This is a genomic window from Streptomyces sp. NPDC052040 (assembly GCF_044548405.1).
Lineage (GTDB): Bacteria > Actinomycetota > Actinomycetes > Streptomycetales > Streptomycetaceae > Streptomyces.
Genome location: NZ_JBIUBV010000002.1, coordinates 60513 through 82994, shown reverse-complemented (window position 1 = coordinate 82994; position 22482 = coordinate 60513). Strand labels below are relative to the sequence as shown.

23 protein-coding genes are annotated in these 22482 nt (G+C 70.8%); 10 read left to right on the top strand and 13 right to left on the bottom strand.

Annotated elements, in window-relative coordinates; all coding sequences use genetic code 11:
* Positions 1-4: 4 nt before the first annotated feature.
* The 4 genes from ACIHAA_RS06530 to ACIHAA_RS06515 all read right to left on the bottom strand — a co-directional run bounded on the left by ACIHAA_RS06530 (position 5) and on the right by ACIHAA_RS06515 (position 4701).
* Positions 5-1126: a TIGR03364 family FAD-dependent oxidoreductase gene (locus ACIHAA_RS06530; protein WP_399813873.1), complete on the bottom strand. Its 1122-nt coding sequence runs from the start codon at positions 1124-1126 to the stop codon at positions 5-7.
* A 185-nt stretch (positions 1127-1311) separates the two neighbouring features.
* Entirely contained in the window at positions 1312-2067 is a 756-nt protein-coding gene (locus ACIHAA_RS06525) for a GntR family transcriptional regulator (protein ID WP_399813872.1), read from the bottom strand.
* Positions 2068-2122: 55 nt separating this feature from the next.
* Positions 2123-3058, bottom strand: a complete 936-nt coding sequence (locus tag ACIHAA_RS06520; RefSeq protein ID WP_399813870.1) for a hypothetical protein — start codon at positions 3056-3058, stop codon at positions 2123-2125.
* A 206-nt stretch (positions 3059-3264) separates the two neighbouring features.
* A complete protein-coding gene (locus tag ACIHAA_RS06515) occupies positions 3265-4701 on the bottom strand; it encodes an ROK family protein (RefSeq protein WP_399813868.1) in 1437 nt (478 codons plus the stop codon).
* Between the two features lie 56 nt (positions 4702-4757).
* On the opposite strand from ACIHAA_RS06515, the gene ACIHAA_RS06510 reads away from it, so the two are divergent.
* Positions 4758-5843 carry a Gfo/Idh/MocA family oxidoreductase gene (locus tag ACIHAA_RS06510; protein ID WP_399813866.1) on the top strand — a complete coding sequence of 362 codons (1086 nt, stop codon included), beginning with the start codon at positions 4758-4760 and terminating at the stop codon, positions 5841-5843.
* The gene (locus tag ACIHAA_RS06505) at positions 5840-6319 is read left to right on the top strand and encodes a heme-degrading domain-containing protein (protein ID WP_399813865.1); all 480 of its coding nucleotides are present in this window, start codon (positions 5840-5842) and stop codon (positions 6317-6319) included. Before ACIHAA_RS06510 ends, ACIHAA_RS06505 begins: the two co-directional genes overlap by 4 nt.
* Positions 6320-6441: 122 nt before the next feature.
* Here the strand turns inward: ACIHAA_RS06505 and ACIHAA_RS06500 are convergent, their stop codons facing one another.
* From ACIHAA_RS06500 to ACIHAA_RS06485, 4 genes are all read right to left on the bottom strand, one after another.
* A complete protein-coding gene (locus ACIHAA_RS06500; protein WP_399813863.1) occupies positions 6442-7299 on the bottom strand; it encodes a fumarylacetoacetate hydrolase family protein in 858 nt (285 codons plus the stop codon).
* Positions 7300-7487: 188 nt separating this feature from the next.
* Entirely contained in the window at positions 7488-8198 is a 711-nt protein-coding gene (yidC, locus tag ACIHAA_RS06495; RefSeq protein ID WP_399814512.1) for a membrane protein insertase YidC, read from the bottom strand.
* A gap of 154 nt (positions 8199-8352) precedes the next feature.
* The gene (locus tag ACIHAA_RS06490) at positions 8353-8664 is read right to left on the bottom strand and encodes a DUF6412 domain-containing protein (RefSeq protein ID WP_399814510.1); all 312 of its coding nucleotides are present in this window, start codon (positions 8662-8664) and stop codon (positions 8353-8355) included.
* A gap of 106 nt (positions 8665-8770) precedes the next feature.
* A complete protein-coding gene (locus ACIHAA_RS06485; RefSeq protein WP_399813862.1) occupies positions 8771-9319 on the bottom strand; it encodes a winged helix-turn-helix transcriptional regulator in 549 nt (182 codons plus the stop codon).
* 197 nt (positions 9320-9516) lie between these two features.
* Between ACIHAA_RS06485 and ACIHAA_RS06480 the strand changes: the two genes are divergently transcribed.
* From ACIHAA_RS06480 to ACIHAA_RS06465, 4 genes are all read left to right on the top strand, one after another.
* Complete coding sequence (locus tag ACIHAA_RS06480; protein ID WP_399813860.1) at positions 9517-10944, top strand: MFS transporter; 1428 nt, start codon at positions 9517-9519, stop codon at positions 10942-10944.
* Between the two features lie 115 nt (positions 10945-11059).
* On the top strand, positions 11060-12217 hold the full coding sequence (locus ACIHAA_RS06475) for an acyltransferase family protein (RefSeq protein ID WP_399813859.1): 1158 nt from the start codon (positions 11060-11062) through the stop codon (positions 12215-12217).
* Between the two features lie 73 nt (positions 12218-12290).
* Complete coding sequence (locus tag ACIHAA_RS06470) at positions 12291-13307, top strand: hypothetical protein (RefSeq protein WP_399813857.1); 1017 nt, start codon at positions 12291-12293, stop codon at positions 13305-13307.
* A gap of 104 nt (positions 13308-13411) precedes the next feature.
* On the top strand, positions 13412-14380 hold the full coding sequence (locus ACIHAA_RS06465; RefSeq protein ID WP_399813855.1) for a NaeI family type II restriction endonuclease: 969 nt from the start codon (positions 13412-13414) through the stop codon (positions 14378-14380).
* Between the two features lie 48 nt (positions 14381-14428).
* Here ACIHAA_RS06465 and ACIHAA_RS06460 read toward each other — a convergent pair whose 3' ends face one another.
* Positions 14429-15220 carry an NgoMIV family type II restriction endonuclease gene (locus tag ACIHAA_RS06460; protein ID WP_399813853.1) on the bottom strand — a complete coding sequence of 264 codons (792 nt, stop codon included), beginning with the start codon at positions 15218-15220 and terminating at the stop codon, positions 14429-14431.
* A 209-nt stretch (positions 15221-15429) separates the two neighbouring features.
* Here ACIHAA_RS06460 and ACIHAA_RS06455 point away from each other — a divergent pair, with 209 nt between their 5' ends.
* Positions 15430-15879: a very short patch repair endonuclease gene (locus tag ACIHAA_RS06455; RefSeq protein WP_399813851.1), complete on the top strand. Its 450-nt coding sequence runs from the start codon at positions 15430-15432 to the stop codon at positions 15877-15879.
* On the opposite strand, the gene ACIHAA_RS06450 is transcribed toward ACIHAA_RS06455, so the two are convergent.
* Positions 15814-16986 carry a DNA cytosine methyltransferase gene (locus ACIHAA_RS06450; protein WP_399813849.1) on the bottom strand — a complete coding sequence of 391 codons (1173 nt, stop codon included), beginning with the start codon at positions 16984-16986 and terminating at the stop codon, positions 15814-15816. The genes ACIHAA_RS06455 and ACIHAA_RS06450 overlap by 66 nt on opposite strands.
* 158 nt (positions 16987-17144) lie before the next feature.
* Between ACIHAA_RS06450 and ACIHAA_RS06445 the strand changes: the two genes are divergently transcribed.
* A complete protein-coding gene (locus ACIHAA_RS06445; protein ID WP_399813847.1) occupies positions 17145-17921 on the top strand; it encodes an HNH endonuclease in 777 nt (258 codons plus the stop codon).
* 87 nt (positions 17922-18008) lie between these two features.
* Here ACIHAA_RS06445 and ACIHAA_RS06440 read toward each other — a convergent pair whose 3' ends face one another.
* Positions 18009-18473, bottom strand: coding sequence for a DUF2267 domain-containing protein (locus ACIHAA_RS06440; protein WP_399814508.1), 465 nt, complete (start codon positions 18471-18473; stop codon positions 18009-18011).
* 342 nt (positions 18474-18815) lie between these two features.
* Between ACIHAA_RS06440 and ACIHAA_RS06435 the strand changes: the two genes are divergently transcribed.
* The gene (locus ACIHAA_RS06435) at positions 18816-19130 is read left to right on the top strand and encodes a hypothetical protein (RefSeq protein ID WP_399813846.1); all 315 of its coding nucleotides are present in this window, start codon (positions 18816-18818) and stop codon (positions 19128-19130) included.
* Between the two features lie 40 nt (positions 19131-19170).
* Here the strand turns inward: ACIHAA_RS06435 and ACIHAA_RS06430 are convergent, their stop codons facing one another.
* Complete coding sequence (locus ACIHAA_RS06430; protein WP_399813844.1) at positions 19171-20172, bottom strand: GlxA family transcriptional regulator; 1002 nt, start codon at positions 20170-20172, stop codon at positions 19171-19173.
* A gap of 163 nt (positions 20173-20335) precedes the next feature.
* On the opposite strand from ACIHAA_RS06430, the gene ACIHAA_RS06425 reads away from it, so the two are divergent.
* Entirely contained in the window at positions 20336-20827 is a 492-nt protein-coding gene (locus ACIHAA_RS06425; RefSeq protein WP_399813843.1) for a hypothetical protein, read from the top strand.
* Positions 20828-20897: 70 nt separating this feature from the next.
* Here ACIHAA_RS06425 and ACIHAA_RS06420 read toward each other — a convergent pair whose 3' ends face one another.
* Positions 20898-22379 carry an MFS transporter gene (locus ACIHAA_RS06420; RefSeq protein WP_399813842.1) on the bottom strand — a complete coding sequence of 494 codons (1482 nt, stop codon included), beginning with the start codon at positions 22377-22379 and terminating at the stop codon, positions 20898-20900.
* Positions 22380-22482: the final 103 nt, after the last annotated feature.

Sequence of the window (22482 nt, the reverse complement as noted above, 5' to 3'; positions counted from 1 at the left end):
TGGTTCACCAGCCCAGTTCGTTCGCGGTGGTTTCGGCGATGGCGGGGGAGCAGGTCATACCGCGGCCGCCGGGCCCGGTGACCAGCCACACCCCTTCGCGCACCTGCTGGCGGTGCACGACCCGCGCGGTGTCGGTGCACTGCGCGTACACCCCCGCCCAGCGGCGGCGGATCTTCGGCAGCGGACGCCCGAGGAAGCCCTCGACGACCTCCGTCAGATGGTCGTAGGGGTCCTCGACGGTGTCGAAGCCGAAGGGGTGTTCGTACTCGTGGGTGTCGCCGATGGTCAGTCCGCCGTCCGCGCGCTGCACCATCAGCAGCTGCATCCGGTGGGCGGCGGCGGTCGGCGGCTGGGGCTGCCCGGCACCGAGGCGGTCAAGGGCCTCGCCGCCGTAGGCCGGGTAGTAGCGGAAGCTGTCGGCGTCGGCGACCGAGGCGGGCAGCGCCTCGCCGAGCGGGTCGGTCTGCATCATCTGGAGCCGCACCCGGCGTACGGGCAGCTCGGGGGCCAGCTCCTTGACCAGGCCGCCGAGCCAGGCGCCGGTGCAGAGGACCACGGCGTCCGCACGGTGCACGTCCCCGTGGTCGTCGCGGACCGTGCCGGGCCCGGTGACCTCGCGGACCTCGCGGCCCGGCAGGAAGGTGTAGTTCGGGGACTTCAGCAGCTCCTCGCGCAGGGCGAGCTGGGCGGTACGGGGCTCGACGGCGGCGTCGCGCTCGCAGTACAGGGCGCCCTCGAAGCTGCCGCGCAGGGCGGGGTTCACGGTCCGCGCCTCGGCGGCGGTGAGCAGCTTGTAGCCGCGCGCGGCCGCGTCGGGGCGGGCGAGGGCGGCCTCGGCCACGGCCTGTTCGAGTCCGGTGCGCAGCAGGGTCAGCGAGCCGTTGGCGCGGAAGCCCAGTGCGGGCACCCGGCCCCCGATCTCCTCCCACAGCTCCCTGGCCCGCAGGGCCGTCTCCAGCTCCTCGCCGCCCGCGCGGCCGCTCACCCAGACCAGCCCGAAGTTGCGCAGCGAGGCCCCGCGGGCCTCGGCCTCACGCTCGATCTGCACGACCTCATGGCCGCGTTCCACTGCTTGCCAGGCGTGCATGGTGCCCACCACGCCGGCTCCTACGACTGTCACTCTCACAACGCCCACGCTCCTCGGGATCGGGAAACCGGAAAGGTCCTTCCGGCAACCGAATGGTGAACCGCCTCTCAAGATTGGGCTAGACCCGTTATCTCTTTGTTATAAAAAGGGGGCGGGCTTCGACTCCCGCCCCTGCCCTGGTCGACCCCTTGCCCTGGTCGGCCCCTTGCCCGGTTCCTCTCCCCTCAGCCGCCCAGATGCGCCGAGAAGGAGAACCGGTCCCCCCGGTACAGCGTCCGCACCCGCTCCAGCGGCCGCCCCCCGGTGTCCCGTGAGACACGGTGGAGCAGCAGCATCGGCAGGGCCGGAGGCGTACCGATGAGCAGCGCCTCCCGGGGGGCGGCGAGCACGGTCTCGATGCGCTCGTCGGCGTCACCGAAGGTGATCCCCTGCTCCTTGAGATAGGCGTAGAAGGAGGAGTCGGGGTCGAAGTCGGTGTCCAGCCGCGGGACGTGCGCCGCCGCGACATAGGTGCTCTCCAGGCCGACCCGCTCGTCGTCGGCGAGGAGCAGCCGCTCCATGTGCCAGACCGGTTCGCCGCGGGTGAGACCGCTCTCGGCGGCCAGGACCTCGTTGCAGGGGAAGCGGTCGAGGCTGATGAGCCTGCGGCCCGGGGTGCGGCCCTGTCTGCGGACCCCCTCGGTGTAGCTGGCCAGGGACAGCGGCTGCTCCAGCTTGGGCCCGGCGACCACCGTGCCCCGCCCCTGCCGCCGCAGCCTGCCCTCCAGCAGCAGATCGCGCAGCGCCTGCCGTACGGTCTCGCGGGCCACGTCGTAGCGCTCGGAGAGTTCTCGTTCGGTGGGCAGCGGCCCGCCCTCGCCCAACTCCGCCACGAGCGCGGCGATATGCGCCTTCACCGCGTAGTACTTGGGGATGCGGCCGTGCTCGGGAATGCCGGAGCGGACGGGGGCGCCGGGGTCCTGGTCGTTCGGGTAGTCCACGGGGTGATCGTCGCAGACCGGCCGCAGGGCCCCGGAGGGCGGGCAGCGGGCGGGGTCAGCGGCGTCTGCGGGCCATCAGCAGGGCGCCGCCCGCCACGAGCAGTCCGACCGCCGCCATGGCCAGCCCGCCGATGAACTTGACCATGTCGCGCGAGGGCGGTGCGGCGGAGGGGGTCGCCGTCGCCTTGGCGGTGGGCGTCAGCGCCGGGGACGGCGACGTGGCCGGGGTGCCCGTCTGCCCGGGGTGGGGCGCCTGGCCCTTGCCCGGCTTGCCGGACGCCGTGCCGGAGGGGTGGGCCGAGGCGCCGGAGGGGCTCCCGGTCGTGTCCGTCGGGGTGGGGCCGGTCGCCTTGTCCGAGGGGTCGGCCGCCGTGGCCGAGGGGTCGGCCGACCGGCCGGTGAGGTCGGCGGCGGCGTCGCCCGTCTCGATCTGGAACCAGTAGTCGTTCGACTCCCCGGCCCAGTCGCCGTCGGTGCCGTTCTTCTGCGCGACCGCGGCCTTCGCCACGATGTCGTTCGGCCGGGCCTTGTCGGACAGCGCGAAGTGCACCTTCACGGAGACCGTGCGGCCCGGGCCCACGGTGAAGCCGGGGAAGTCGCCGCCGAAGGCGCCGACCAGCTCCTGGCGGTCGGTGTGGGTGAAGGCGACCGGGCGCCAGCGGTCGCCGCCGTAGAACTCCAGGTGGGGCTCGGCGTCCCGCAGCTTGCGCTGGGAGTCGACCAGGACGACCACCGGGTGGATGTTCTTGCAGGACTCCGCGGTCGTGTTCTTGAGGTCGATGGTCCAGTTCTGGTCGGCGCCCCCGGGCTTGTAGCTGCCGGGGCCACCGTGGATCTGGGTGGTGAGCGGAAAGGCGCGCCCGGCCCCGCCGGAACAGCTGAGCTGCGTGTCGGCGACGAGCGCGGCGGCGGGCGCCTGCCTGAGGAGGAGGACGGCGGCGAGCGCGCAGGGCAGGAACAGAGACAGTCGAGAAGGTCGAGACAGTCGCATGAACATATGAGCTTCCATGCGGACCGCCTTCCGGGCCGCGCCACGCCTGGAACCCGACACTCCGCAGGGGCAGTCCCCCCGATCAGCGCAGCGCGGTCACCGGTTTGGCGGGTGTGGGGCCGCGGGCGCCCCGCCGCCCCCGACAACAGGAGCGCCAGGAGGTGCAGGGAGGTGCCGGGGCAGACCTCCCGGGGCCTCAGTCCTCCTCAGTCCTCCGCGCGTCCGAAGAGGGGAGCGAGCAGCAGTTGCGCCGCGCCCTCCGCCACCCCGCGCGCTCCGCCGGGCGCGACGCGCACCGGAACGGGTGCGGTCGAGCCCTCGCGCCGGGCGCGTGCGCCGAGAACGGCGGCCACTCCGCCCGTGAAGGCCTCGGGGTGCGCGGCGACGGTCCGGCCGCCGAGCAGCACCAGGTCGATGTCGAGCAGCCCGGCCAGGTTCGCCGCACCGGCGCCGAGCACCCGCGCCGCCTCCGCCACATCGCCGCGCGCGACGGCGGCCAGGCACAGCGCCTCGATACAGCCCCGGTCGCCACACTCGCAGGGCGGGCCGTCCAGCTGGACCACCTGGTGCCCGAACTCCCCCGCCCCGGTCCGCGCCCCCCGGTGCACGGCCCCGCCGACGACCAGCCCCGCACCGAGTCCGGTCCCGAGGTGCAGATAGGCGAACGACGAGTGAGCGCCCCCGGCCGCGCCGCCCAGGGCGAGCCCGAGCGCGGCGGCGTTGGTGTCCTTGTCGACGACGACGGGCATCCCGAGCCGCCGGGCCAGCGCGTCCCGCAGCGGGAAGCCGTCCCACTCCGGAAAACCGGTGACCCGGTGCAGCACACCGTGCCGATGGTCGAGAGGGCCGGGGAGAGCGACCCCGACCCCGAGCACCGCAGGCGCCACCCCGGGCCCGAGCACCGCAGGCGCCACCCCGGGCCCGAGCACCGCAGGCGCCACCGCGGCCCCTGCGACCACCCCGGCCCCGGTGGCCACCCCGGCCCCTGTGGCCCCCATGGCATCCGCGGCCCCCGCAGCATGCGCGGCATCCGCGGCCCCGGCGGCATCCGCGGCCCCCGCAGCATGCGGAGCGTCCGCGACCGCCGCGCCCACACCCGCACCCGCACCCGCACCCGCACCGGCACCGGCACCGGCACCCGCACCCGCACCCGCACCGGCCGAAAAACGCGCCCTCCCCGCCGCAATCAGCGCCTCCGCCTCCCGGGCGGCCCCCTCCACCACGGCCTCCCGGCCCGCTCCCAGGTCCAGCGGTGCGCGCCGCTCCGCGACCACCGCGCCCGTGAGGTCGCAGAGCACTGCTCGCAGTTCGTCCCGGTCCAGATGCAGCCCCACCGCATGCCCCGCGTCCGGCACCAGCCGCAGCACCGTCCGCGGTTTGCCGCCGGTGGAGGCCCGGTGGCCCGCCTCCACCGCGAGGCCGTCCGCGCGCAGCCGGGCGGTGATCTTGCTGACGGCCTGCGGGGTCAGCCCGGTCCGCTCCGCCAGCTCCAGCCTGCTGATCCCGTCCACCCCCGCGGACCGCAACAGATCCAGCACCAGGGCCGCGTTGTGACTGCGCAGCCCCAGCAGGTTCACCCCGCCCGTCGCGCTCCCCGCGCCCCCATGCCTGCCTCCGACCGGTCCCGCATACGTCCTGTCCACGGCCCCATTGTCCCCCGCGCTTGCACTTTGGCAACAGCGTTGCGAAAGTGGAGTGCATGACAGCCTCAGCTCCTGGTACCGGCACCCCCCTCCGCGTGGGCCTCATCGGCTTCGGCCTCGCGGGCTCCGTCTTCCACGCCCCGCTGATCGCCGCCACCGAGGGACTCACCCTCGACACGGTGGTCACCTCGAACCCCGAGCGGCAGCAGGCTGCCCGCGCCGAACACCCCCGGGTGCACGTCGCCGCCTCCACCGACGAACTGTGGAGCCGGGCCGGGGAACTGGACCTGATCGTCATCGCGTCCCCGAACAAGACCCATGTCCGCCTCGCCACGGCCGCCCTCGAAGCGGGCCTCCCGGTCGTGGTGGACAAGCCGATCGCGGGCACGGCGGCCGAGGCGCGCACCCTGGCGGACCTCGCCGAGCAGCGCGGCCTGCTGCTCTCGGTCTTCCAGAACCGCCGCTGGGACAACGACTTCCTCACCCTCCGGGCGCTGCTCGCCGAGGGCGAACTCGGCGACGTACTGCGCTTCGAGTCCCGTTTCGAACGCTGGCGTCCGCAGCCCAAGGGCGGCTGGCGCGAGTCCGGGGACCCCGCGGAGATCGGCGGTCTGCTCTACGACCTGGGCAGCCATGTCGTCGACCAGGCGCTCACCCTCTTCGGCCCCGCCGCCTCCGTCTACGCCGAGACGGACATCCGCCGCCCGGGCGCCGAGGCGGACGACGACACCTTCATCGCGGTGACGCACACCAGCGGCGTCCGCTCCCATCTGTATGTCTCCGCCACCACGGCCCAGCTCGGCCCCCGTTTCCGCGTCCTCGGCTCCCGTGCGGGCTATGTGAAGTACGGTCTGGATCCGCAGGAGGCGGCCCTGCGCGAGGGCTCCCGGCCCGGCCAGGACTGGGGCGGGGAACCGGAGTCCCTCTGGGGCCGTCTCGGCGCGGGCGAGTCCCCGCTGACCGGCGGCGGCCGACCCGTACCGACGCTTCCCGGCGACTACCCGGCGTACTACGCGGCCATCGCCCGGGCCCTGCGCGACGGCGGCCCCAACCCGGTCACCGCGCAGGAGGCGGCCGCGGCCCTCGACGTCCTTGAGGCGGCCCGGCGTTCGGCCCGCGAGGGCACGGTGGTGTCGCTGTGACCGCGAACGCTCCCACGATCCCCGAACTCGAAGCACAGGAACGTCAGCTGACCTTCCCCCGCTTCACCTACGACGACGCCTGGGCGCTCGGCACCCTGCTGATGGAGCGGGCGCGGGCCCGCAGCGCGCCGGTCGCGATCGACATCCGCCGCAACGGCCAGCAGCTCTTCCACGCGGCACTGCCGGGCTCCACGGTGGACAACGACGCCTGGATCGACCGCAAGCGCCGGGTCGTCGAGCGCTACGGCTGTTCGTCGCTGCTGGTCGGCACCCGCTTCCGCGCCAAGGGCACGACGTTCGAGGAGTCCTCCCGCCTCGACCCCGATGTCTACGCGGCCCACGGCGGCGCCTTCCCCGTCACGGTGGAGGGCGCGGGTGTGATCGGCACGGTGGTGGTCTCGGGCCTGCCCCAACTGGACGACCACGCCTTGGTGGTGGAGGCGGTCGGGGCATTCCTGGCCAGGTCCGGGGACTGAAACCACGGCGAGGGCGGTCCCGCGCCCACTTCCGGGTGCGGGACCGCCGCCGACACACGGCCCCCGCCGTCCACACCACCCACGCCACCCACGCCACGGGCGCAGCTACGGCGACTCGGCAGCTACGCGTTCTCCAGCCTCTGCCGCTGCCGCCCCAGCCCCTCGATCTCCAGCTCCATCACATCCCCGGCCCGCAGATACGGCTTGGGGTCGGGCCGGCCCAGCGCCACCCCTGCCGGGGTCCCGGTGTTGATCACATCACCCGGGTACAGCGTCATGAACCGGCTGACATACCGCACCACTTCGGCCACCGGGAAGATCTGCTCCGCGGTGGTCCCGTCCTGTTTCGGCTCCCCGTTGACCCAGAGCCGCAGCCGCAGGTCCTGGGGGTCGGGCACCTCGTCCGCGGTGACCAGCCAGGGCCCGAGCGGATTGAACGTCTCGCAGTTCTTGCCCTTGTCCCAGGTCCCGCCGCGCTCCAACTGGTATTCCCGCTCGGAGACATCGTTCGCCACCGCGTACCCCGCGACCTGGGCGAGCGCCTCCTCCCGCGTCTCCAGGCGGCGGGCGGTACGCCCGATCACGACCGCGAGTTCGACCTCCCAGTCGGTCCTGGTGGACCCGCGCGGCACGAGCACGGTGTCATGGGGGCCCACCACCGTGTCCGGCGCCTTGAGGAAGACCACCGGCTCGGCGGGCGGTTCGGCGCCGGTCTCGCGGGCGTGGTCGTGGTAGTTGAGGCCGATGCAGACGATCTTGCCGATACGGGTGAGCGGCGGTCCGATGCGCAGGCCGTCCGGGTCCAGTCCGGGCAGCCCGCCCCACTCGGCGGCGGCGCGGAGCCGGGCGAGGGCTGCCTCGTCGGCGAGCAACGGCCCGTCGATGCCGGCGACGAGTCCGGACAGGTCCCGCAGGGTCCCCCCTGCGTCGAGCAGCGCGGGGCGCTCCGCACCGGCCGTACCGACTCGCAACAGTTTCATGCTCGTCAACTCCCTTGCTCGCGGCGGTCCGGCCGATGGATGCGGCCGGAGTGCGGCCGGGAGCGCAGCCCTCGGAGGACCGGTCGATCCTCCGAGTCCGGCGTCCCGCCCGCAAGACCCCGTTCAGGGAGCGGACGGGCCCGGACCCGGGCTTGGGCCCGGGCGGGAGACCAGGGCCGGCCCCGCACTCAGCGGTACAGCACCACCCGCTCGACCGCGCTCCACGTCGTACTGGTGACCACATACAGCGCGGCGGCCAGCGGCACCACCGCCACCGTGACCAGGGTGGCGAAGGACAGGAACGGCATGAAGCGGGTGACCGCAGCCACCCCCGGCACCTGCTCGCCCGTACCCGCCGCAACCGCGACCGGGGGCGCGGTCCGCCGCGCCCGCCGGACGTTGAAGGCGGCGACGGCCGCGACGACCGCGAACAGTCCGAGATAGACGAGTCCGGCCGGTCCGAGGAGCCCGCCATGGCCGAGCGCGTCCGTCCAGCGGCCGCCGAGCGGCGCGGCGAACAGGGCATGGGTGAGCAGGCCGTTGGCGTCACCGCCGATCGCGGTGCTGGTGAACAGGTGGTAGAGGAGGAAGAAGGCAGGAAGCTGGAGCAGGCTCGGCAACAGGCCGGAGAGGGGCGAGACCCGCTCCCGCGTGTGCAGTTCGAGCAGCGCCTGCTGAAGCCTCTCGGGATTCTTCGCATGCTTTCTGCGCAGCTCGGCGATCTCCGGCTGCAACGTGGCCCGGGCCTGCTGCCCGCGCGCGGCGGACCGGGACAGGGGGTGGACGAGAAGCCGTACGAGGGCGGTGAACAGGATGATCGCGGCGGCCGCGGCAGAGGCGTGGAAGAGCGGCTGGAGCAGATCCGCAAGCCGTTCGACCAGCTGTGCGCACGCGGACAGGAACAAGGACATGGCTGAGCCCTCCGGGGGTCTCGTCGTGCCGGAAAAGGACCTGCCGGGAACAGGGCAGGCGGATGTCGGCATGACGACCGCGCGGGCTCGCCGGTGCGCGCACCGGGACGAGAAGACGGGAAAAGGGTGGGGAGTACGAGCCCTACGCGACGGTCGCCGGGAGGGGTCGCCCTGGCGCCCGGGGCCGTATTCGGCCCGGGGCGTCCGGGTCCCGCTGGGGCAGAAACGCGGTGCGGCGCTGACGGTCACGCAGGGCCGTACGGACCCGCGTCGGGGGCGTGAAGGGCACACCGCGGGCGCTGATCAGGGCACAGACGGCGAGTGCGGAGCCGACCGTGGCGGTCGCGGCGAAGGCGACGGCTGCGGGCAGACCCCCGGTGTCCAGCAGGGCGACCTGGAAGAGCAGCGCGAACAGCACGACGGCGGAACGCGCGTCCGACCAACCGCGGATCATCCACAGCCCTCCCCCCACGCTCATCCCCCACCCACCCATGAACTCCGCACGGACTCTGTCACACCGCGCGAAAACACCGCACGCATCACACCGCACGAACCCCGATCTAGACCGGCTCGGCGTCGAGCCGTTCGACGTCGAGCGGCTCCAGCAGCCGCCTCGGCCTGAGGATCGCCCGGCTGACCGGATCCGCCGGGTTCGGATCGAGTCCGGGGCCCGGCACCATCACAACGTCCGAGACGGGCACGACAGTTCCGCAGTCGGGACATTCACCGTAGGGACCGAGTTCCCGCTCCGTTCCGCAGGTCGCGTGCCGGAAGATCCGCAGCTGGGTCTCGGTGAAGTGTTCGCGCCCCCACAGGCCGAGTGCGCGCAGGGTGGGCCACAGGGCGGTGCCGCGCTCGGTGAGGACGTACTCGTAGCGGGGCGGCGACTCCTGATAGCGGCGCTTTTCGAGGATCCCCTCGGCGGTGAGCGTCTGGAGCCGGGCCGCGAGGACGGCACGCGGGATGCCGAGGTGGACGAGGAAGTCGTTGTACCGCCGTACGCCGTAGAGCGCGTCGCGCACGACGAGCAGCGTCCAGCGCTCGCCCACGATCTCCAGTGCCCGGGCGATCGAGCACTCCTGTGTCGCGTAGTCCCTGCCGAGAGCCATGGCCCCACTCTAGCCACTCCACCCCCCATAGGTTCATTCACCGAACCCACTTTGCCCTCTCTTGATTCAATGAACGAACCCGCGCTGCTACGGTCGGGACCGAGGTCAGTTCAATGAAAGAACTGACTATGTCGGCCGGAACTGCTCAGGACCGACCAGAACTGCTCCCGACCAGTCCCCATCCGGAAGCGCAGGCCATGTCCCAGCTGGAAAGCCCCACGACCAACGCCCCCGCCCCCCTCCCCACGGCCTCAGAAGTCCCGGACACTCCAGGGGCTCCAGGGGCTCCAGGGGCTCCACGGGCGGCCCTCACCCTCGCCCTGACCAGCGCGGCCACCGCCGTGGCGCTGATGATCTACACCGCCCCCATGATCACGCTGCCCGACACCGCCGCCGCCCTGCACACCCCGGCATCCGCACAGGCCTGGCTGCTCAACGGCACCCCGCTGGGCCTGGCCGCACTGCTTCTGGTGGCGGGCAGCCTCGCCGACGACTACGGACGGCGCCGGATCTTCACGGCCGGAACCGTCGCCCTCGGCCTCACCACCGTGCTCAGCGCCTTCACCGGCTCGACCTGGCTGTTCACCCTGACCCGTGTCGCCCAGGGCGCGGCCGGCGCGGCCATCCTCGCCAGCAGCCTCGGTCTGCTGGTCCACGCCTACCCGAGCGCACGCGGACGGCTGCACGCGACCGGCGTGTGGGGCGCCTTCGTCAGCGGCGGCATCGCGGCGGGCCCCGTGGTGGCCGGGGCGATGCCCACCTGGCGGGCCGCCTACGGCGTCCTCGGCGCCGCGGCCCTGGTGATCGCGGCACCGTCGGCGCGCGGACTGCCGGAGTCCCGCGCACCCCGCGACGGACGCCCGGACCTTGCGGGAGCCACCGTCTTCGGCCTCGCCCTGGTCTCCCTGGTGGCCGCACTGACCCTGGGCCGGGACGGCTGGCTGCGGGCACCGGTGCTTCTGCTGTTCGCGGCGGCCGCGCTCCTGGTCCCGGCCTTCGCCCTGATCGAGCAGCGCACCCGCACCCCGATGATCGACCTGACCCTGCTGCGCCGACCGGACTTCCTCGGCTCCGCGGCGGCCGGACTCTTCACGGGTCTCGCGGTGATCGGCCTGTTCAGCTTTCTCCCGGCCCTGCTCCAGCAGTCGGTGGGGCTGTCGCCGATGGACACGGCCTGGCTGCTGCTGCTCTGGTCGGGACTGTCCTTCCTGGTCGCCCTCCAGGCGAAGCGGCTGGCCGGCCGCGTCTCGCCCCGCCACCAACTGGCCCTCGGCTTCGCCCTGCACGCCGTCGCCGTGGTGACCATGCTCGGCGCGATCGGCGCCCACTCCTGGCCGCGCACCCTGCCGGGCCTGCTGATCGGCGGTGTGGGCAGCGGTCTGCTCAACGCGGCCCTCCCCCTGGTCGCCGTGGAGGCGGTCCCCCGGGCACGGGCGGCAATGGGCTCGGGCGCCCAGCAGACCTTCCGCTACATCGGATCCTGCGCGGGCGTGGCCCTCACCATCGCCCTGGTCACCTCGGGCGGCTCACCGGGGCACGGCACCGACATCGCCCTGATCGTCTCGGCCTCCCTGGCCCTGACGGGCGCAACCGGAGTCCTGGCGCTGCGGGAGCGGAAGGCCTGAACGGCACGGAGCAATCGCCGTAAGACCACCCGCCCGCCCGGCCGGTCTCCCCAGGGCTGCCCCCTCCGCGCCTTAAAGTGACGCCCATTGACACCCATTGGCTCCCATAGACGCCATGGGTGCTTATGGGCGCCCATGGGCAGTTGCAGGCACCGACGACGGGCGCGCAATCCACTCCGACCATGCAAGGGGCGGCCCGGCGATGCCAGTGAAGAGCTACCGTACGCTAGACGGAATCCGTGGTATCACCGCTGCCTGCATCGTCGTACTGCATTCACCGCGCCTTTTCGGGACCGTGCCCGAATTCCTGGGAATGACCGTAGATCTCTTCTTCGTACTGAGCGGCTTCGTGCTCGCCCACGCCTACGACGACCGCCTCCGCCACGGCATGACCACCCTGGCGTTCCTGCGGCTGCGCTGGGCGCGGCTCTACCCTCTCTACATCCTGGGCCTCACCCTGGGCGTCGCCCACGCCGTTCTGTGCGTTGTCTACAATTCGCCGACCGAGCCATGGAGTTGGCAGAAGATCCTGGTCGCCCTCCCGGCTTCCCTGCTCATGCTCCCGGCACCGACGGGCGACGGACTGTTTCCGTTCAACGGCCCGATGTGGACCATCTTCTTCGAAGTGGCCGCCAATCTGCTGTGGGTGGCGTTCTGGCGCCCTCTGCAATCCAGGAACGTTCTCTGCGGCACCGTATTCATCCTCGGAATCCTCTATTCCTGGGCCCTCTTCCACTGGAGGACCCCGGCGCTCGGGCTGACCTGGTCGACCTTTCCCGGCGGTCTCGCGCGCGTGTGCTTCTCCTTCGGCGCCGGGCTCCTCATCCACCGGCTGCGGCCGCGGCTGCGCACCCCCGGTGTTCCGCCCCTGCTGCTGATGGGCGCACTGCCCACCCTGGCCTTCCTGCCCCCCGGGCCGGCCTCCGCCCTCCTCTGCGTCTTCGTGGTGTTCCCCCTCGTCGTGCTGCTGGGCGCGGGGAGGGAACCCTCGACCCGTCTGGGGCCCTGGTGCGAGGCGCTGGGCAAGTCGTCCTACTGCGTGTACGTGCTGCACCGGCCGCTCGCGGCGCTGCTGTATGCCGCGGCCCTCCAGTTCACCGGTGTGAGGCTGGAAGCCTTCGCCCCCTGGGGCGGCCTGATCTTCCTGACCGCGGTCATGGCGGCCGGCCTGGTGCTGACGGACAAGGTGGAAACCCCGGCCCGACGCTGGCTCACCCAGCGCCTCCCCCGCCCCCGCCCGCTCCCCACCCCGGAACCACTGGGCACCCCCTGAGCCCACCCTCTTGACCACCCCCTGGCCTGCGCATCTCTCTCCTTTGTCGGTAGTCGGCAGTACGGTGTCCCCCATGCGCCCCGACATGCCTGCCGAGAACGTCGACCACAACGCCGAAGCAGCACGCCTGGAGCGGACTGCCGGTCTCTACCCCGAGGACGCGGAACACCTGCTGCTCCAGGCTGCGGCCCACCGGGAGCTGACCGGCGACCGCCCCGGCGCGACAGCGCTCTACGACCGCCTGCTGTCGTCCGCCGAGCCGCTGGAGAACCCCCAGCTCGTCCGCGCCCTGAAGGCGTCGAACCTCTGGGAGTACGACCACGAGGCGGAGGCCCGGGCGATCATCGACGGCATCCGCGCGTCCGCACCCCGCGACCCGGCGCCCTGGCTGATCGTCGCGGAGTCGCTGGAGTCCCACGACGAACTGGAACCGGCGGAGGAGACCTTCACGCAAGGACTGCGCCTCCTGCTCGGCGACGCCGCGGAGCCCCCCAAGTCCACCCACCCGCTCCTGTACGGCCGCCACCGCGTCCGCCGCATGCTGGGCGCCGCCCATGACGAGTGGGACACCCTGGCCGACACCCTCCACTCCTCCCCGGTGTCCCTGGACGAACTCCACGACCCGAAGCGCGTCTGGTCCCTCGGCTCGGACAACCCGGCGGAGCTCCAGGCCGAGATCGGCCGCCTGCGGGCCGAACTGGGCGCCTACCGCGAGGCCCTGTCCCGCCCCTTCCCGGTCGCGGTCCTGCACTGGCCCGCGTCCGAACTCCACGAACTGCTCTCGGCGTACCCCGCGCTGGCCGCCGAGTACTCCTCGCACACCGAGCACCAGGCGACGATAGAGAAATCCCTCCGCGAACTGGCCGCCTCGGGCACCCCGAACCTGGGCATCGTGACCGGCACGGTCCCCTCCTACGAAGCCTTCGCCGCCTCGGAAGGCACCACCCCGGAAGACACCACCCTCCTCCCCCAGTACGCCACCACCCTGGCAGCCCGAGGCCGCGCAACGACCTGGCCACCGGAGCGGGGGGCGGTGTGCTGGTGCGGGAGGGACCGGGTCTATGACGAGTGCCACGGACAAGCGGGCTGACGAACAGCACGGAACCGGCCTCGCATTCCGTTCCGCGCCGCCGCCGCTCTCCAGCCATCACTTCGGGCACACCGCTCTCCCTCCGGATTGGATAGCTCTACACCGTGCTTCCTTTCGACGACGACTCCAGAGCAGCTGTCGGCATTGCCCAGCATTTACTGCTGGAAGACGACCCGGAGCTGTTCAGGGTTTCCCAGCACATCCGGGCGCTTGATCCAACGGGGCGGCGATTCGCGTCGGTTCTGCGCGAGACGATCGACCAGTTGCTCAACGGTGAGGTGACGGGGCGCTACGACTGGAAGACTCTGTTCAAGACGGAGAAGACCCATGCCGGGACACTGGTGGAGATCAATCTCCAGCGGGAGTTCAGGTTCGACGACGGCATCAGCATGGACTATCAGATCGCCGGAATCGACGTAGACTGCAAATACTCCCAGCAGTTCGGCGGCTGGATGATACCGCCCGAGGCCATGGGCCATCTGTGTCTTCTGGTCTGGGCCGATGACTACAAGACCAGGTGGAGCGCCGGGCTCCTTCGCATACGCCGGGAATGGCTCAACAGCGGCAACAACAGAGACCTCAAACTCACGGTCAAGGCTCAGCATCGCGACAAGATTCACTGGCTCTGGTGCGACGCGGAGCTTCCCGAGAACGTCCTGCTGCATATGGACCCGGCGGACCGTGCTGAGGTCTTCCGCCCACAATCGGGCCAACAACGTCTGAACGAACTTTTCCGACGTGCACAGAAACGCCGCATCGGCCGCAACGTGGTCCGTACCGTGGCTCAGCAGAAGGACTACATGAAGCGGGTCCGGGGCAATGGCGGATGCCGGTCAGCACTTCGCCCCGAGGGGTTCCTCATCATGGGCGACTATGAGAGCCACCGGCGGGTTGCCGCGGCACTTGACCTTCCCGTACCGCACGAGGGCGAATTTGTCAGCGTACGCGTCACCGAGGTGCAGTCGGCGGGTCCGGACCGGCCCGCCGCTCTGCTCGACGGACGTTACTGGGCCTGCGCGAAAGAGGACGACACCCCGCAGCCGGCACCTGAACTGCCCTCGCACACCAGATAGCAGCGGCCTGCCGGAGAACCGGTGCCCCGGCTGCCCGGGGCACCGGCATCACATCCTGGCGAGATCAGCCACCAGACTGCTGTAGTCCTTCAACCTGTTCTGCTCGGTCATCTCCTGCCACAATTCGAGCTGACTCGGCTCATTCTTCCTGTGCCGGACGGCACCCCACTTCTGCACCGCCGCCTGAGTCTCTTCAAAAGCGAGGTGGTATACGGCGTCTATTTCACCAGTCCCGCGAGTCAGCGACGCCAGACGGCTGGGCAGCGGCTCCGTCGTGACCGCGACCAGGTGCGGCGTGCGGCCCCGGCGGGACCGCACAAGGAGATTGAACTCATGCCGCACATTCTGCGCGCGGTCCGACCTCAGCGTCCATTTGCAGGACACCACGGCGTGCAGTGGATTACCAGGCACGTCGAAGGCCACCGTCACGTCAGGAGCGATCTGGTAGTCAGTTCCCAGGGTCACCCGCAGGCTGGGCACATCCGCCAGGAGCGTACGCAGCTCCTCAAGGTGCCGATACTGGTCAAATTTCCTGACGTCCTCACCACGTTTCACCACCCAGGGTCGGTCCTGACAAGCGGGAAGCTCATCGGCAAGCTCGGCAGTGACAGCATTTTCGAGAGCGGCTCCGCGGCTTTCCTCTTTGGCATCAGCTGAATTCGCTGCGACCTGCCGGACAATTCCAAGCTCGTCGAACACGGCCTTGGCGATATGCAGGCTCGTCTTGCTGTCGACGTCAGAGATGTTCGGCGCCCATCCGGCACCGCACACATCGATGACTTTTTGGTTCGACGACTTCTTCCAGGCAAGGAGTCCACAAAGCCAGTCCGGTGCCGCCATACTGATCCCCCTTCGTGAAGAACTGCGGCAGACAGGCACCTGGCAGCCCAGGGCCGTGCACGCAACTGACCGGTGATCTTAGAGCAACGGAGCACCTGAGCCGCCTCCGCCATTTGCCCCTTTGTGCCGTGCGGCGGCTCGTCCGTATGCTCTCAGCCAGCAGCGGTTTCCCAGGGCCGCCAGGCAGGTCGTGACTACGGAGAGCGGACGTGTCAGACAGCTGGACTCCACCTCAGGGCTCGTGGGCCTCATCCGCGGCGAGACGCCGCAACATGCAGGCCATCCGCAGCCGGGACACGACCCCTGAGCGCTTGATCCGTCAGCTGGTCCACGCCCGCGGCCTCCGCTACCGGGTCGCGGCACGCCCCCTGCCAGAGCTTCGCCGGACGGCGGACATGGTCTTCCGCCCGGCAAAGGTCGCCGTATTCATCGACGGCTGCTACTGGCACGGGTGCCCTGTCCACTATGTGTCCCCGAAGACCAATCCCGCCTACTGGTCGGAGAAAGTGGCCAGGAACGTGGCCCGCGACCGGGACACGGACCAGCGCCTCATGGAGGCGGGCTGGCAGGTGCTCCGGTTCTGGGAGCACGAATCACCCGGCGACTGCGCCCTCAAGATCATCGCTGAGGTCGGCCGCCTCCGGCCCGAAAAGGGCTGACTGCACAGGAAGCTCCAGCACCTTCGGCGCCGCCTCAACGGCAGCCGCAGCCTCTCTCGCTTCCTGATGAGCAGCCAGAGCCGCAGCAATCATTTTGCCGACTGCTTCAGCCACCGGGGGTGGGAAGGCATTTCCCACCTGCCGATAAGCGGCCGTCTTGCGCCCCTCGAAGTGCCAGTTCTTCGGAAAACCCTGGATAATGGCTGCCTGGGCGACCGTCAGCTTAGGTCCGTCTTTTGCGAAGAGATCCCGGTCAGGGTCCTTCATCTGCTCAGGATCGTTCGCGACGCCCAGGCCGCACACCCCCAGGTTCGCCCACGCTTTCTTCGCACGCGTAGGCCCCAGGTCCGCTCCGCCGTGCTTTTTGGAACCGCCTACAAGAGTGGGCGCGACATCCTTCTTCGCGTCCTTGAGCCACTTCTCGTATGCCTGTTCCCAGCCCAGGCGGCCGCTGTCCTGGAAACGCTTCCGCATCGAGCGCCACAAGGCGTCGGCCACCGTCGTCTGCTTCTCAGGTTCAGGAGCGACCCAGGTGAAGTGCTGAGCGTACTCCGGCTTCATGGCCACGAGGATGCTGCGCGGGCGCAGTTGAGGCACCCCGTAGTCCTTGGCCTCCAGCACCCTCCAGAAGCATTTCGCGTATCCCATGGACTGAAGCTGTTCGAGAATCCACTTTCTGTAGGACTCGAACTTGGGATCCATGAGACCGCGCACATTCTCGATCATCACAGCGCGGGGGCTGAACTCATCCACCATGTCCAGCATCGTGGGGAAGAGATCACGTTCGTCCTCCCTGCCCAGCTGCTTACCCGCAACGGAGAAAGGCGGGCAGGGAACGCCCCCGGCCAGAAGCGAAAGATCCCCCTGCTTGAGGCCAAGCTGCAGCCGCAGCTCATGCGGGTCGATCTTCGTCAGATCCCCCTGGATCACCTTGCAGCCGCTCCACTGGGAATTTGTGCCCACGTTGCGGCGGAGGGTTGCGACGGCACTCTCGTCGATCTCGATCAGCGCCAGATGCCTGAAGCTGGCATTGTGGAGGCCCACGGCCTGACCACCAGCTCCCGCACAGATCTCGATAGAAGTGAACCGCCTCTCAGTGGTGGTCATGCACCCTCCCTTACAAGCTCGCCCGGCGGACACTCTTTGCAGTCCGCCCTCACTGAGGGTGACAGACCCCACTGACAACGACACCCCAAGTTTGCCGCATGTCCCGGGACTCACCGAACGCCCCCTCAACCTCACCGAACACTTATACGATATTGCCCATGCGAAGCCCTGCCTGGACCGAGGATGAGCTTGTATTGGCTGGAGCACTGGTCGTGAAGAACGGCTGGCGCGAGCTGCGGACCGGGGACCCCGCGGTGCAGGCGCTCTCCGACCTGCTGCGGTCACTGCCGCTCCACAGCCCCGAAGCCATGGCACTGCCCGAATTCCGCTCGCCGGACAGCGTGAGCCGCAAGACGACCGACTTCGCCACGAACCACCCGTCCTACCAGGGCAAGCGGACACGGTGCGGCGATCCCACACTGCGGATGATCAACGCGCTCACCAGCCGGGAGTGCGACATGCTCCGGGCGGCTGAAGCCATTGAAGCGGGTATCGGTTCCGGGGAGTTCCAGCGTCTGCCGCAACAGCCCGACGAGGTCGGCGATGACGGGTCCACCGCCATCGAAGGCCGGCTCCTGGTGAGACGGGCGCTTGTCCGCGAACGGGATCCCAAGCTCCGCAAGCTGAAGATCCATCAGGTGCGCCGCAAGGGGCGTCCGCTTGAGTGCGAGGTCTGCGGCTTCGACTTCGCGCGCGCCTACGGGGATCTGGGCGAGGGATACATCGAGGTGCACCACGTCACCCCCCTCCACGTCGCCGGTCACCGGGAGACCAAGCTCGACGACCTTGCCTGCCTGTGTGCCAACTGCCATCGCATGTGTCACAGGGGCCGTCGAGGTGAAACCTGGCGCACTCCGTCAGCACTGCGGGGTGCGATGGACGGATCCGCCCGGGCAGAGCTTCCCCGGCCCGCTCCGCCCGGCTCGGAGGCGTAGCGCGCCTCTGCTTTCCGGACGGCAGGTGTCCGGGACATGGGAAAGGGCCGGTCCCCGGAGGGGCCGGCTCTTTCGGTTCTGGGGTGGTCAGGCTGCTCGGGTCAGGAGGTCTGCTTGGCCGAACAGGAGGGCGTAGCCGGTGGGGAGTTGGGTGAGGAGGCGGGTGGTCAGGTCGTTGCCGATCAGTGTGGGCAGGGTGGTGAGGACCGCGCTCACATGCCAGCGGGCCGTCGCGCGGGTGGCTCCCTCGATGCCGGTCGCCACCGCGTCCACGAACTCGGGGGCGGTCAGCAGCCGCGTCACCGGGATCTGCGAGGCGATCAGGCGCGCCGCCTCCTCGGGGAGTCTGCGGGCCAGTTCCACCCGTTCGTCGCCTACGACATGACCGCCCAGGGCGGTGAGTACGAGGCGGGTGATCCGCTCGGCCTCCTCGGTGGTCGTGTACTGGCCGGACTCCCTGACCAGCTCGACCAGCCGGGGCCAGTCCGCGCGGGGCGGGATCGCGGCCCGGGGCTCGGCCGACGACAGCAGTTCGTCCGCCGCCGTCACCATGTCCGCTGCCACCGCCGCCGCGAAGTCCTCTCGCACTGAGGGTCGCGCTGAGGGCCTTCCGGCCGCGTCCGTCGTCGCCGCGCTCGTCGTGGTCGTCATGGTCGTACGCATCGTGCGGGTACTCCTCCGTCTTCCGTTCCCCACCCGGTCCGCTACCGAGTACCCCGTTTACCGCGCCCGTCCCGCAAGAATTCCGCCATCTGCGGGGCGGGCCCGACGGACGGCTGTCCGGCCGGGGGCCCGTGCCGCCCCGGTCCCCTCGGCGCGGAGGGAGAGGAGTTAGATTCGTCCGCGCCGGACGGACCGGTTGCACAGTCGTACGACGAGAAGGCGGCGGGCAGCATGGCGAAGGTTCCGACGGCTCTGGTGGCCGCGAGTGGGCTGGTCGGCGGGTATGGAGTCGCCCGCTGGAGCGGGAGGCGGCAGCTCGGCGGGGCCGTCCTCGCGGTGGCGGGGGCCACGGCCGCCCAGCGCTGGCGGCGGCAGGCCGGGGGCCCCGCGGCCGGGGCGTTGACCGCCGCGTATGTCGCCGCCTTCGCCGGGTCCCACCCGCTGGCCAAGAAGGTGGGCGCCTGGCCCGCGGTGTTCGGGGTGACGGGTGCCGTCGCCCTGGCGTCCTGGGCCGTGGCGGACCGGCGGGGTGGGTCCTCGGTCTGAGCGGGCGGGCTGCCGCCACGCCGCTGTGGCGGCAGGACGTTCAGACCGTGGTCGGGTGCTGCGGTGCTGTGCCGGTGGGTGTTCGGGGGTTCGTCGGCCGTTCTCCCCGGAAGGCTCTGCGGTAGGCGTACGGGCTGGTGCCGACCACTCGTCTGAAGCGGTCCCGGAAGGCGGTCGGGGAGCCGAAACCGGCCTGGGCGGCGATGCGTTCGACCGGGTACGAGGTGGTCTCCAGGAGGTACTGGGCGTGCCGGACGCGGGCCCGGTGCAGCCACTGCAAGGGTGTCGTACCGGTCTGTTCGCGGAAGCGGCGGTTCAGGGTGCGGGTGCTCAGGCCGGCCCGGGCGGCGATGTCGTCCAGGGTGAGGTCGCGGCCCGCGTTCTCCTCCAGCCAGCGCAGCAGCGGCTCCAGGGTGTTCCCGGCGGGCGCGGGGGGACGGGTGTGGACGATGAACTGGGCCTGGCCGCCCTCCCGTTCGAGGGGCATCACCGACAGCCGGGCGGCGTCCGCCGCGACCGCGGAGCCATGGTCCTTGCGGATCATGTGCAGACAGAGATCGAGAGCCGCGGCCGCGCCCGCCGAGGTCAGGAACTGCCCCTCGTCGACGTAGAGCACATCCGGGTCGACCGTCACCTCCGGGTGGCATTCGGCGAGCAGGGGGGCCGCGCGCCAGTGCGTGGTCGCCCGCCGCCCGTCCAGCAGGCCCGTCGCGGCGAGCACAAAGGCACCCACGCAGACCGACGCGATACGGGTCCCGGTCGCGGCGGCCGCGCACAGGGCCTCCCGCACGCCCGCGGGCAGCGGCAGGGTCGGGGCCGCCGTGCCCGGCAGGATGATCGTGTCGGCCTCCGCCAGCGCCTCCAGCCCGTACGCGGCCCGGATCCGGAACACCCCCGCGTCCACCTCCTCCTGCGGCGCGCAGACCCGCACCCGGTACGCCGGGCGCCCGTCGGGCAGCCGGGTGCGCGAGAAGACCTCGATCGGGGACGACAGATCGAAGGGGATCACCTGGTCGAGGGCCAGGACCGCGACGGTGTGCATGGCCAGAGGGTAGGGGGGTGACTGGTTCGCGCCAAGGGGGACGCATCGCCCCGGGAGCGGGTGGATGCGCGGGGAATGGGGCTTTCAGCGGGTGGCGGGAATCTGTTGGGAGGTGGCAGTTTTGCCGCTCGCCCGGGTCGGTCCGGGCGCCTAGCGTCGGTCCGTGACCAAGTTCCTTCTCGCCGTCCATGTCCTTGCCGCGATTGTGGCCGTCGGGCCCGTGACCGTTGCCGCGAGCCTGTTTCCGCCCACCGCGCGCAAGGCGCTCGCCAGGGGCGGGGAGGACCGGCACCACCTCGGGCTGCTCCACCGGATCTGCCGGGTCTACGCCGTCGTCGGCGTCGTCGTCCCGGCGTTCGGGTTCGCCACCGCGCGGGCCATGGGAGTGCTCGGGGACACCTGGCTGATCGTGTCGATCGTGCTGACCGCGCTCGCCGCGGTCGTCCTCGCCGCCCTGGTACTGCCCTGGCAGCAGGCGGTCATCGACGGGGTGAGTGAGCGGGTCGGTGAGGGCGTCGGTGAGAAGGCCGGTGAGGGGACCGCCGCGGCCCGGGCCACCGTTCGGCTCGCCATGGTGACGGGGATCTTCAACCTTCTGTGGGCAGCCGTCACCGTACTGATGATCGTGCGCCCCGGGTCCACCACGGGGGCCTGAGCCCCGTCACAGGGCCTGAGGGCTCCCGCGGGGGAGGACCGGAGCCCCCGCGGGGAAGGCTTCAGGGTGCCTACGGTGTCGCCCTGGCGCCCGCCGGGTCGGCCGCCACCGCGGTCAGCGGCAGGGCGATGTCCTCCAGCGAGCGGCGCTCCGCGCGCACCGCCAGCAGGGCCGCGACCACGCCCGCCGCGCACATCAGGGCCGCGCCGACCTGGAAGGCGAGGACCGTGTCGCCGACCTTGCCGGTGTTGGTGAGGTCCGCGAACAGCAGGGGCCCGCTGATGCCGCCCGCAGCGGTGCCGATGGCGTAGAAGAAGGCGATGGACATGGCCCTGGTCTCCATCGGGAACACCTCGGAGACCGTCAGATAGGCGCTGGAGGCGCCCGCCGAGGCGAAGAACAGCACCACGCACCAGCAGGCGGTCAGCGTGGTCGCGGTCAGCGAGCCGCGGCCGAAGAGCCAGGCCGTGGCGAAGAGGAGCAGCCCGGACAGCAGATAGGTCGAGGAGATCATCACCCGGCGGCCGACGGTGTCGAAGAGCTTGCCGAGCAGCAGCGGGCCGAAGAAGTTGCCGACCGCGATGACGGCGAAGTAGTAGCCGGTGTGATCGGCCGGAACGTTGAAGAACTTGGTGAGGATCGCACCGAAGCCGAACGTGATGGCGTTGTACAGGAACGCCTGGCCGATGAAGAGCGAGAAACCGAGGGCGGCGCGCTTGCGGTACTGGGAGAGGACCGTACGGGCTATCTCCAGGAAGCCGATGCTCTTGCGCTGGTGGATGGTGATCTCGGTCTCCGGCCGGGGCAGCGGTTCGCCCTTCTCCTGTTCGACCTGCGCCTCGATGGCGGACACCACCTCTTCCGCCTCCCGCTCCCTGCCGTGGATCAGCAGCCAGCGCGGACTCTCGGGAACATGCCGCCGCACCAGCAGGATGACCAGACCGAGGACGACGCCCAGGGCGAAGGTCAGCCGCCAGCCCACGTCCTTCGGCAGCAGACCCGTGTTCAGCGCGACGATCGACAGCAGGGAGCCGCCGACCGCGCCCACCCAGAAGCTTCCGTTGATGACCAGGTCGACCCGGCCGCGGTAGTACGCCGGGATCAGTTCGTCGATCGCGGAGTTGATGGCCGCGTACTCCCCGCCGATGCCGAAACCGGTGAAGAAGCGGAACAGGAAGAACCACCAGGGCTGGAAGGAGACCGCCGTCAGGGCGGTGGCCGCGAGATAGACCGCGAGGGTGATCATGAAGAGCTTCTTGCGGCCGTAGCGGTCGGTGAGGCGGCCCCAGAAGAGGGCGCCGAAGCAGGCGCCCGCCACATACAGGGCCGCGGCGAGGCCGGTGACCTGCCCGGAGCTGATCGCCAGCCCGCTGCCGGGCTCCGACAGCCGACTGGCGATGTTGCCGACGACCGTGACCTCAAGACCGTCGAGGATCCAGACCGTCCCGAGTCCGATCACGATCGTCCAGTGCCAGCGCGACCAGGGCAGACGATCGAGTCGGGCGGGAATCGCGGTGGTGACCGTGCCGGGCTGGGGCGCGGTGAGGGACATGGCTGCCTCCTTGTGACGCCGGCTGACGCCGCACGAGGCCCGAGTGCCCGCTCACCAGCGCCTTACGCCCCGGCCACTCCGCGTGACCGGCCCCGGGCCCGCG

Excerpts from the sequence above, each read along its gene's own strand:
- ACIHAA_RS06520 (WP_399813870.1), bottom strand. The coding sequence starts at position 3,058 with ATGCGACTGTCTCGACCTTCTCGACTGTCTCTGTTCCTGCCCTGCGCG.
- ACIHAA_RS06510 (WP_399813866.1), top strand. The coding sequence starts at position 4,758 with ATGACAGCCTCAGCTCCTGGTACCGGCACCCCCCTCCGCGTGGGCCTC.
- ACIHAA_RS06500 (WP_399813863.1), bottom strand. The coding sequence starts at position 7,299 with ATGAAACTGTTGCGAGTCGGTACGGCCGGTGCGGAGCGCCCCGCGCTG.
- ACIHAA_RS06490 (WP_399814510.1), bottom strand. The coding sequence starts at position 8,664 with ATGATCCGCGGTTGGTCGGACGCGCGTTCCGCCGTCGTGCTGTTCGCG.
- ACIHAA_RS06485 (WP_399813862.1), bottom strand. The coding sequence starts at position 9,319 with ATGGCTCTCGGCAGGGACTACGCGACACAGGAGTGCTCGATCGCCCGG.
- ACIHAA_RS06480 (WP_399813860.1), top strand. The coding sequence starts at position 9,517 with ATGTCCCAGCTGGAAAGCCCCACGACCAACGCCCCCGCCCCCCTCCCC.
- ACIHAA_RS06475 (WP_399813859.1), top strand. The coding sequence starts at position 11,060 with ATGGGTGCTTATGGGCGCCCATGGGCAGTTGCAGGCACCGACGACGGG.
- ACIHAA_RS06470 (WP_399813857.1), top strand. The coding sequence starts at position 12,291 with ATGCGCCCCGACATGCCTGCCGAGAACGTCGACCACAACGCCGAAGCA.
- ACIHAA_RS06460 (WP_399813853.1), bottom strand. The coding sequence starts at position 15,220 with ATGGCGGCACCGGACTGGCTTTGTGGACTCCTTGCCTGGAAGAAGTCG.
- ACIHAA_RS06450 (WP_399813849.1), bottom strand. The coding sequence starts at position 16,986 with ATGACCACCACTGAGAGGCGGTTCACTTCTATCGAGATCTGTGCGGGA.
- ACIHAA_RS06445 (WP_399813847.1), top strand. The coding sequence starts at position 17,145 with ATGCGAAGCCCTGCCTGGACCGAGGATGAGCTTGTATTGGCTGGAGCA.
- ACIHAA_RS06440 (WP_399814508.1), bottom strand. The coding sequence starts at position 18,473 with ATGGTGACGGCGGCGGACGAACTGCTGTCGTCGGCCGAGCCCCGGGCC.
- ACIHAA_RS06435 (WP_399813846.1), top strand. The coding sequence starts at position 18,816 with ATGGCGAAGGTTCCGACGGCTCTGGTGGCCGCGAGTGGGCTGGTCGGC.
- ACIHAA_RS06430 (WP_399813844.1), bottom strand. The coding sequence starts at position 20,172 with ATGCACACCGTCGCGGTCCTGGCCCTCGACCAGGTGATCCCCTTCGAT.
- ACIHAA_RS06420 (WP_399813842.1), bottom strand. The coding sequence starts at position 22,379 with ATGTCCCTCACCGCGCCCCAGCCCGGCACGGTCACCACCGCGATTCCC.